The sequence below is a fragment of the Kiritimatiellia bacterium genome (assembly GCA_028715905.1).
GTDB lineage: Bacteria > Verrucomicrobiota > Kiritimatiellia > JAAZAB01 > JAAZAB01 > JAQUQV01.
In genome coordinates this window covers 1-9,291 of record JAQUQV010000073.1, presented here as the reverse complement: position 1 = coordinate 9,291, position 9,291 = coordinate 1, and the positions used below count along the sequence as shown (strand labels likewise).

Below are 9,291 nucleotides of genomic sequence, written 5' to 3'. Positions count from 1 at the left end.
GATGGCCGCGGTGCAGGCAGCGCTGCAACGCGGCGCGGCGGCAATCTGGCAGACCGGCCGGGACGCGGTCTGGCGCGCCGCCAGCCGGGCAAATGAAATTCGTTATCGCATGCAGTGCGCGGAAATGATATTGGTAAAGGAAAAACAGCCATGAATCAGCCTTTCAAATTCAGGTTCGTCAATGAAATTGCGGGTGTGTTTGTGCTGGGCGCGATGGGTTTGTTGATCGCAGGTATTTTTCTGGCCGGCCGGGCCCAGGGTTTTTTTGAGCCGAAGTTCAGGCTTTACGCCGAATTTACCACGGAAGAAGGGGCTTTCGGGCTTCAAAAAGGCGCGGAAGTGCGCATCCGTGAGGCGGCCGCCGGAACGGTTTTTTCAATCGTGCCCTCCAGTAACGGCGTTTTGACCGCCACCATGGTCATCAAGGAATCTTTTCATCCCTTTGTGCGCGCGAATTCCAGGGCCGTGGTGAAAAAGGCGCTGATTATCACCGGCGACGCGTTTGTGGACATATCATCGGGCAATATGAGCGATCCCGTTCTGCCGGATGAAAGCATGATTGAATGCGTGAAGGACGTCCAGATCATTGAACAGGCCGCGCGGCTGATTGACGATCTGCATACCAACACCATTCCCATCCTGAAGCAGGCCAAAGTTGTCCTGGACGAGCTTGCCCCGCTGGCGGCACAGGCAAAAACCACCCTGCGGGAGGGAGAAATCGTCCTGCACGAAAATGTGCCGGCCGTCCTCTTCCAGGCGCAGGACACTCTGCGCTCCGCCCAGGTTACGATTGAAGCCCTGCAGAAACACTGGCTTCTGCGCAAATATGTTGAGCCGCCGGATAGCAGTCTCATCATTCCTCCCGGGGCGGTCAGTCTGCCTGCCCGGGAGAAAAGCGCCGGGGAGAAAACAGAATGAACCGATCAAACCTGCTGGCATTATTATTCATCCCTCTCCTGATTGCCGGATGCGGCTCGCCGCGGGTTGCCGGCCGGCCCGACGCCGTCATGGAGCGGAACGCCGCCGCCGCCAGGAGCGCCTATGCCGCCGGTGCAATGGAAAACGCCGATGTTTTCTACCATAAGGCGTTGGACCGCGCCCGGCTGGCCGATCAAAGCGCCGACATCGCCCGGCTGGCCTACAATCTGGCGGTTTGCCGCGCACAGGCCCGGAAATACGAAGAGGCGCTGGCGCTTCTGGATGAAGCGGAGTTTGAATCTGATGGCTGTTTCCCGGAAGCCGTTTTGCTGAGGGCCGAGATTATCCGCCATCTCGGCCGCGCCGACGAGGCGGCGGCCGTGGTGCAATCCGGTCTGGAGATGCTTAATGATCAAAAGGAAAAGGGCGGTCTCATGCGGGCACAGATGCGGTTGTTTCTTGCGGATTTGGCCTGCGCCCGCGGCGCGGGCCGGGCGGCTTTACAGCAGCTGGATCAAGTTGACGCGCGGGCGTTGAAATCTTCCGGGGCGGTTATCCAGGCCAAGGCCGCCTTGACGCGCGGGCGCGCCCTGCAGCTTGAACAACGGTTTAACGAGGCGGCCGCCGCCTTTGACCGGTCCGCCGCTTTTTATCAGCAGGCCCGGCAATATGCGGACATGGCCGCGGCGCTCCAGTGTTCCGGCCGGGCCTGCGCGGCGGCGGACAAACGCGGTGAAGCGCTCAACCGCCACTACCGCGCGGCGCGCAGTATGTTTTTAAGCGGAGACCGCGCCGGCGCGCGGACATCATTGGAAAGGGCGGAAGAACTGGCCGGAGCGGCGGACGACCGGAAGATGTTAAAAGCCATTGCGCGGCTGGAAGAGGAAATGCGGGGGGAAGCGGACCGCGAAATATCCCCCCTAAAATAGCGATTATTTCTCCGGGACCATCTGCCGGGCGGCATTGATTGAAATTTCTGTCCCGATTTTCCGGGAATTATTCCCGCCGGAAACAAGCGTAACCCGCGCGGCCTGCGGCAGGGAGTTGGTTGTCCGGCCGCCCTCCCACTGATTGGTCCAGCATGAGCCGTCAAAGAAGGCCATTTCCATTTCCGTGATTCCCCGCCATTGTTCCTGCCCGGAAGCGAGGGGATTGCGCGAAGGAGCCCGGAAAGGAGCGGAGACGCGCGTCAGCATGCACTCGCCGGTTGCGCCGCCGGCTTGCCAGAAGTAGGAGACACGGCTGATTGAATATCCGCGCCAGTCGTTTGAAGGACTGTCAGGGTCGGTCTGGAAAGCGCTGTAAAAATCAAGCTTTAAGCTTGTTTGGGGAGAAACGGCAAACGCCGCGGTAAACGGCTGGTTGGTGATGCCGAAAGGAAGAACGGCGCAGGCCAGGTCGCGGCCGATACGGTCAAGAGCTTCGGCGGCCGGCAGGGCCGTTTCACGCCAGCGGTTTTGGACCGCAATCGTATTCCAGATTGAGCCGTAAACCGCCAGGATCACGGCCAGCAGTAAGCCGGCGATTACCGCCGCGACCAGCAATTCAACCAGCGTCAACCCGGCCGTGGTATGCCGCGGGGGTTTCACTTTACCAAGGCAATGCCGAAATAAACCATGCCGATCAGGACTATCACGAATATCAGCGCCAGCGCCAGCCACAATCCCTTGCGGCTTTTGTGGCGCGCTCCGAAAGGCGAGACGCTGGAAAATGATTTTGGGGCGGTAACCACCGGAGCTTTTTCCACCACCACTTCGGTTACCGGTTGAATTGTGGAGGTAACGCCCTCTTCCGGACCGCCTTCAAACATCAGCTCGGAGGAGCCGACCTGAACAACCTGCTTGTTCTGCAAGATGGCTTCGGTCAGCACCGGTTGCAAATTCAGGGTGGTGCCGTTCGTGGAATTAAGATCATGGAGAATGAAGGTATTGCCGCGCCGCGCGATGTAACAATGCTGGGAGGAAACCGCCTCGTCCTGCACGACGATGTCGTTATTGGAGGCGCGTCCGATGGTGGTCCGGTCCTTGTTCAGTTCGTATTTCTGCCCCTTGACCGAACCTGACATGCCGACTAAAAAAACCATGTATCCGCCTTGTGCAATATTCCTTTGAAATATGAAAGAATAGTTTAAAAATTACTTCTTTCCTGTCAAGCACAATTCGCGGACGCGCCGGCCGGCGCAAAAAAATGGCTTTACTTCCGGTTTTAAAGGTTATATTTTTTCCGGTATGAGTTTAATCGGCACATCCATCCGCGCGTCTGGGAAAACCGCCGGCCTTCTGGCGTTGATGATGCTGGCGGGAATTCTGCTTTGTGCCTGCCGCCAGCAGGATATCCGGGAAATTACCGTAAAGGTGCCGGGACTGAAAAACCAGGCCTGCGCCAAGATCATTCAGGATGCTTTCATCCGCCAGCCGGGCGTTGTTGCGGTCCGTCCGGATTTTCAAAAGCGGGAACTTGGGGTTACCTATAATTCCATGGTAATTGCCATTAAAAACATTGAATTTACCATTGCCGCGGCCGGTTTTGACGCCAACGACACGCCGGCGCAGACCAACGCGGCCGCCGCCCTGCCGCCGGAATGCAGATAAGATAAAGCCGGAATCAACTTTGTGTTCTTCACGGCGGGAGTATGCTTTACCTCGTTGACCAGTTTATTGATTATACCGCGCTTGAACACGGCCTGAGCCCCAACACCTGCGCGGCGTATCAATCCGATTTAATCAAATTTGTCCAGTTCCTTGAACGCCGCAAAATAACAACCATTAACGCGGTTACCCGCAATGATATCCTTGATTTTCTGCTCTTTGAGAAGGCCCATGGACTCGGCGTCAATTCCATTTCGCGTCTTTTCGTGTCCGTGAAGGTTTTTTTTCGTTTCCTCCAGCAGGAAGGGCTCCTGACCGGCAATGTTACCGAAGCCATGGATTCGCCGAAATTATGGAAAGCCCTGCCGGCGACTCTTTCCTTAAAAGAAGTGGAACTTCTGCTTGACGCGCCCGAAGGCGACAAACCCGGCATGGTCCGCGACCGGGCGATGCTTGAGACGCTTTACGCCACCGGCCTGCGCGTCTCGGAATTATGCGGCCTGACGCTTGACAACATTTATTTTGACGCCGGTTACCTGCGCTGCACCGGCAAGGGGCAGAAGGAGCGGATAGTGCCCTTTTCCAGCAAAGCCGCCGCCGCGCTGCAAAAATATATTGATAATGCGCGCGGTTCCTTCACCGCCGATTCTCAAAACCGCCATGTTTTTTTGTCGCGCCGCGGAGGAAAAATCAGCCGCAAAACGGTCTGGAAACTGATCCGGCAATACGCGCGCAAGGCGGGTATCCAGAAAAAATTAAGCCCGCATACCCTGCGGCATTCCTTTGCCAGCCACCTGCTGGCCAATAACGCCCCGTTGCGGGTCATCCAGGAAATGCTGGGGCATGCCGATATCGCCACCACCCAGATTTATACCCACGTTGACCAGTCGCGGCTTAAATCCATCCATGAACAATTCCATCCGAGAGTGAGGTGACCATGAAGTATCTGTTCCGCAATCCATACCGGGCGCTTGAAAAAAGCCTCGGTTATTCCTTCCGGAAAAAATCCCTGCTGGCCAAGGCTCTCCTGCACCGTTCCCTGCGGTTTGAGCGCCGGGGCAAAGGCGAGGACAACCAGCGCCTTGAATTTCTCGGCGACGCGGCCCTGGCCCTGGTGGCCGGCGATTACCTCTTCCGCAACTTTCCCGACCTTCAGGAAGGAGAAATGACCATGCTGCGCAGCCGGCTCAGCAGCGGCAAAGCGCTGGCGCAAATCGGCCAGAGCATTCAACTAGGCGACTGGCTGCAGCTGGGAAAGGGCGAGCGGCAGAGTGGCGGCCACCGCCGCCCCTCCAATATTGCCGATGCGCTGGAAGCCGTGATCGGCGCGGCTTATCTGGACGGCGGTGTCAAGGCGGTTGTCCGCATTTTTGCCAAGATTTTTCTTTTTTTGCTGGACGGCGTTGAATCGGCCGATGCGCTGAAAGATAATCCCAAGGGGTATTTACAGGAAATTATCCAGCGCAGATGGAAAAAGAACCCCCATTACCGGCTGGCCAGGGTCAGCGGGCCGGCGCACGCGCGCATTTTTTTTGTGGAGGCTGAAGTCAACGGCGTGGTCGCCGGCAGCGGACAGGGGGTAAGCAAACGCGACGCGGAGCAAACCGCCGCGCAGGACGCCCTGAACCGGATGCTGGCAAAGGGGACGGCGCTCCCGTCCAGCCGGCCATAAGCGGTTTAACCGGCCGGTCAGCCGCCGGCCCCTACGATCTCGCCCATTTTAAAGATCGGCAGGAACATTGAAATCACGATGCTGCCGATGGTAACGCCGAGGAAAATCATCAGGAGCGGCTCAATCAGGGAAGTCATGCCGTCAAGCATCACTTCAACTTCGTCGTCATAAAAGCCGGCGATATTCTGCATCATTTCGTCAATCTTGCCTGTCTTTTCGCCGGCGGAGAGCATATGCACCAGCAGTTTAGGGAAGCAGTGGTACTTGATCAAGGCCCCGGAGAGCGGTTCTCCGCGTTCCACGGTGCTGCGCGCTTCCATGATAACGGTTTCAAAAACCTTGTTGCCGGTGGCGCGCGACACGATTTCCATGGCCTGCAGAATCGGCACGCCGCTTTTCAGAAGCTGGGCGAAAGTTCTGGCAAAGCGGCTGGTGGCCACTTTCCGGTTGAGCTCGCCGATAATCGGAAACCTGAGAAAAAACGCGGATAATTGATAAGCGCCGGTCGCGGTCTGTTTCCATTTCTTGAAAACGATGATGGCGATCGCGATCAGCGCCACTATGAAAATCCCGTATTTTCTGAGCGCGCCGCTCAAGTCCACCATGAATTGGGTCGGCCCGGGGAGTTTTGCCCCGAAATCAGCGAACATGCCGGCGAAAACCGGGACAATAAACAGGATCATGGCAATAGCGATTGACACGGCGATGAAAAGCACAACCACCGGATAAGTCATGGCCGATTTAACCTTGCGGGTCAGCCGCGCGGAATTTTCCAGGAAACCGGCCAGCCGCCCGGCCGTTTCGCCCAGCTGGCCCCCCGATTCCCCCGCCTTGATCATGTTGACGTAGAGCTGGTCAAAAACCGCCGGGTAATGCTGCAAGGCCTCGGAAAAGGAAGCGCCGGCCTGCAGGTAATTTTTAAGCCCGAGAATAACCGTCCGGAAGTGCTTGTCGCTGGTTTGATCCTCCAGGGCGTCAAGCGCCTGGATGAGGGGCATTCCGGCCAGCAGCATGGCGGAAAGCTGACGGGAAAAGGGCGGCAATTCCTTCGCCTTGATTTTGTTTGCGCCGAATACTTTTTCCGCGGCACCGGCGGTTTTCTGTTCGCGCGCGGAAGGTTCATGAGAAGTCTTGAGCTGGGCCGGGCGTTGTTCGGCGGCGCGCGGCATGGCCGGCCGGGTTGCTCCCTGTTTTGCGGGCGGTTGCAGTGTGGATTTAAATACGGCCATTATTCTCCTCCGGTAACGCTTATGATTTCCTCCAGGCTTGTTATGCCTTCCCTGACTTTTTCCAGGCCGGCCATCCGCAGGGTCATCATCCCTTTTTCAATGGCCTTGTCAGACAGGACCTTTGCGTTGACGTTCTGGAGGATCAACTGGCGGATGTCGTCGTCAACCATTAAAATTTCCATCAAAGAGCTGCGTCCTTTGAAGCCGGTGTTCATGCATTTCGGGCAGCCGGTTGGCTGATAAAACTGGGCGTCTTTAAAAAACAGGTGATCAATATTATTAAGCTGGAGAAGTTTTTCGGGGATTTTTCCCGGCTTTTTGCAGGTCGGGCACAGCTTTTTATACAGCCGCTGGGCCTGGGACATGATGATTGAAGAGGAAAGCAGAAACGCTTCAATCCCCATATCGCGCAGACGGGTAATGGCGCCGGCCGCGTCATTGGTGTGCAAGGTGCTCAAAACGAGGTGGCCGGTGAGCGCGGCCTTCACGGCGATCGCGGCCGTTTCCTGGTCGCGGATTTCCCCGATCATGACAATATCGGGGTCCTGCCGCAGGATGGCGCGCAAGGTATCGGCAAAGGTTAAGCCCACGTCCTCGTTAATCTGGACCTGGTTAATTCCCGCGAGCTGATATTCAACCGGGTCTTCGGTGGTAACGATATTGACTTCTATTTTATTTAAATCCTGCAGGCAGGAGTAAAGCGTGGTGGTCTTGCCGCTGCCGGTGGGGCCGGTTACAAGAATGATCCCGTGCGGCTGGGAAATGGCATAGAGCAAAGAATCGTAAGCTTTCCTGTCCAGGCCCAGCGCGGCAAGGTTCGGGGCGAGGTCGGCCTTGTCCAGGATGCGCATCACGATTTTTTCGCCGTGCACCAGCGGCAGCAGGTTTACGCGCACGTCAACCTCCTTGCCCAGCGCCTTTACCTTGAAACGCCCGTCCTGCGGGATGCGTCTTTCGGCAATATCCATGTCCGACATGATTTTTATGCGGGAAATAATGGCGGCCTGCAGATTCTTGGGCGGGCTGGGCACCTCGTACAGGTCGCCGTCAACCCGGTAGCGCAGGCGCAGAAGCTTTTCCATAGGCTCAATATGAATATCGCTCGCGCGCCGGCGCAGGGCCTCAACCAGGATTGAATTCACGATGCGGATTACCGGCGCCCCCTCGGCGCTTTCCAGCATTTCATCAAGACTGACTTCCTCTTTTTTTTCGTGGCCGACCTCCACCTCGTCGTTCTCCTCCATGTTTTTGAAAATGTCCTCAAGATCGGGCGAGAACTGCTCCAGAAACTTTTGCAGGACTTCTTTCACATCGCGGTCGGAAGCGGCCAGCGGCTCAACTTTCAGGCCCGTCAAGGTCTGAATTTCATCTATATTGGCCGTGTTAAACGGGTCGCCGAAGGCGACGGTCATGGTTTTTCCGAAACGGGCTATCGGCACCGCGGCGATATTCCGCAGCTTATCGGCCGGAATCAACTCAAGCAATTGACTGTCGGGCGTGAAATGCGCCAGGCTGATCGGCACCATTTCAAGATATTCGGAAATGACCAGTGTCAAGTCCGTGTCCGATATTATTTTTTTTTCAACCAGATATTCTTCCAGTCTCTTGTTTTCCGCCTTGGCGGCTTCAAGAATCTCCTGGAGCCGGGCCTGGTCAATCAGGTTGCGGCGCATCAAAATTGCGCCGATTTGTACGCTGAATGACTCGCGATCCATATCCGTCCTCCCTGGCCGGCCCGCTGGTCAATGATATTTGCGGTACCTTTTATAAGCGTGAAGCATTATACTTTCCCTCATGCGAAAAGGCAATGTTATCTTGCCCGGCCGGCCCGGCGCAATGATTTTGCGTACGGCGGAAAGCAAACGCCTTTTTCGCAAACGATGGCGCTGATAAGCTCCGCCGGGGTCACGTCAAAGGCCGGAGCATAGACGCCCGCCTTGTCCGGCGCGATTTTTTTGCCGGCCATGGTGACAATTTCCTCCCGACCGCGCTTTTCAATCGGAATGTCCCGGCCGGCGCGCGCGCTTGAATCAAAGGTGGAGGTCGGCGCGCAAACCACGAAAGGCAGATGATGCGCCCTGGCCAGCACCGCCAGGCCGTAGGTGCCGATTTTATTGGCGGTGTCGCCGTTGGCCGCGATCCGGTCGGCCCCGACTATGATCAGGTCAACTTTTTTTTCCCGCATGACCCAGGCGGCCATGTTGTCGCAGATTAGCGTGGCTTTTATGCCGGCGCGCGTCAACTCCCACGCCGTCAAACGCGCTCCCTGCAGAAGCGGGCGCGTCTCATCCACAAAGACATGCAAGGCGCGGCCTTTTTCGGCGGCCAGATAAATCGGCGCCAGAGCCGTACCGTAGCACGACGCCGCCAGGCCGCCCGCGTTGCAGTGGGTCAAAACGGATTTCTTGCCTCTCATCAGCGCCAGGCCGTGCCGGCCTATTGAACGGCATACCTTTCCATCCTCCTCAAAAATCATAACGGCTTCCCGCGCCAGAGTTTTGATGATTTCATCCGGCGGCAAAGCCGCGCAGGCAACGGCCTTTTTTTTCATCCTTTCCAGCGCCCAGAAAAGATTCACGGCCGTCGGCCGCGAGGAAGCCAGGTAATCGCCGGCGCGCGCAATCGCGCGCAGCATTCCGGCGCGCCCGGCGGCGGATGCCTTCTGCGCCGCCAGCACAACACCCATGGCCGCCGCGACGCCGATCGCGGGGGCGCCTCTGATCCGGAGGGTTTTTATGGCGGCCCACAATTCTTCCACCCGCCGGATTTCAAGAAATCTCAGCCGGCCCGGCAGAAGGGTCTGGTCAACGGCGCGGATAAAACCCGGGACGATTTCCCTTTTTTGTTCCGGCACCCATGCAATGGTCAATAATGTTTTCATGTC

At 57.2% G+C, this 9,291-nt stretch carries 10 protein-coding genes; 5 read left to right on the top strand and 5 right to left on the bottom strand.

Annotated elements, in window-relative coordinates:
- Nucleotides 1–150 precede the first annotated feature (150 nt).
- Complete coding sequence (locus PHP98_10800; GenBank protein ID MDD5484115.1) at nucleotides 151–918, top strand: MlaD family protein; 768 nt, start codon at nucleotides 151–153, stop codon at nucleotides 916–918.
- On the top strand, nucleotides 915–1,847 hold the full coding sequence (locus PHP98_10795; protein ID MDD5484114.1) for a hypothetical protein: 933 nt from the start codon (nucleotides 915–917) through the stop codon (nucleotides 1,845–1,847). Before PHP98_10800 ends, PHP98_10795 begins: the two co-directional genes overlap by 4 nt.
- Nucleotides 1,848–1,850: 3 nt before the next feature.
- On the opposite strand, the gene PHP98_10790 is transcribed toward PHP98_10795, so the two are convergent.
- On the bottom strand, nucleotides 1,851–2,507 hold the full coding sequence (locus tag PHP98_10790; protein ID MDD5484113.1) for a prepilin-type N-terminal cleavage/methylation domain-containing protein: 657 nt from the start codon (nucleotides 2,505–2,507) through the stop codon (nucleotides 1,851–1,853).
- On the bottom strand, nucleotides 2,504–3,001 hold the full coding sequence (locus PHP98_10785; protein MDD5484112.1) for an FHA domain-containing protein: 498 nt from the start codon (nucleotides 2,999–3,001) through the stop codon (nucleotides 2,504–2,506). Before PHP98_10785 ends, PHP98_10790 begins: the two co-directional genes overlap by 4 nt.
- A 145-nt stretch (nucleotides 3,002–3,146) precedes the next feature.
- Here PHP98_10785 and PHP98_10780 point away from each other — a divergent pair, with 145 nt between their 5' ends.
- Genes PHP98_10780 through rnc form a run of 3 tightly spaced genes read left to right on the top strand, consistent with a single transcriptional unit; the run spans nucleotide 3,147 to nucleotide 5,178 of the window.
- Nucleotides 3,147–3,509 (top strand): heavy metal-associated domain-containing protein, encoded by a 363-nt coding sequence (locus tag PHP98_10780; protein MDD5484111.1) that lies wholly within the window; start codon nucleotides 3,147–3,149, stop codon nucleotides 3,507–3,509.
- 41 nt (nucleotides 3,510–3,550) lie between these two features.
- On the top strand, nucleotides 3,551–4,441 hold the full coding sequence (gene xerD / locus PHP98_10775; protein ID MDD5484110.1) for a site-specific tyrosine recombinase XerD: 891 nt from the start codon (nucleotides 3,551–3,553) through the stop codon (nucleotides 4,439–4,441).
- 2 nt (nucleotides 4,442–4,443) lie between these two features.
- On the top strand, nucleotides 4,444–5,178 hold the full coding sequence (gene rnc / locus PHP98_10770; GenBank protein ID MDD5484109.1) for a ribonuclease III: 735 nt from the start codon (nucleotides 4,444–4,446) through the stop codon (nucleotides 5,176–5,178).
- A 17-nt stretch (nucleotides 5,179–5,195) separates the two neighbouring features.
- On the opposite strand, the gene PHP98_10765 is transcribed toward rnc, so the two are convergent.
- From PHP98_10765 to mtnA, 3 genes are all read right to left on the bottom strand, one after another.
- Nucleotides 5,196–6,407 (bottom strand): type II secretion system F family protein, encoded by a 1,212-nt coding sequence (locus tag PHP98_10765; GenBank protein ID MDD5484108.1) that lies wholly within the window; start codon nucleotides 6,405–6,407, stop codon nucleotides 5,196–5,198.
- Nucleotides 6,407–8,122: an ATPase, T2SS/T4P/T4SS family gene (locus tag PHP98_10760; protein ID MDD5484107.1), complete on the bottom strand. Its 1,716-nt coding sequence runs from the start codon at nucleotides 8,120–8,122 to the stop codon at nucleotides 6,407–6,409. The genes PHP98_10765 and PHP98_10760 overlap by 1 nt, the downstream gene beginning before the upstream one ends.
- Nucleotides 8,123–8,217: 95 nt before the next feature.
- A complete protein-coding gene (gene mtnA, locus PHP98_10755) occupies nucleotides 8,218–9,288 on the bottom strand; it encodes an S-methyl-5-thioribose-1-phosphate isomerase (GenBank protein ID MDD5484106.1) in 1,071 nt (356 codons plus the stop codon).
- Nucleotides 9,289–9,291: the final 3 nt, after the last annotated feature.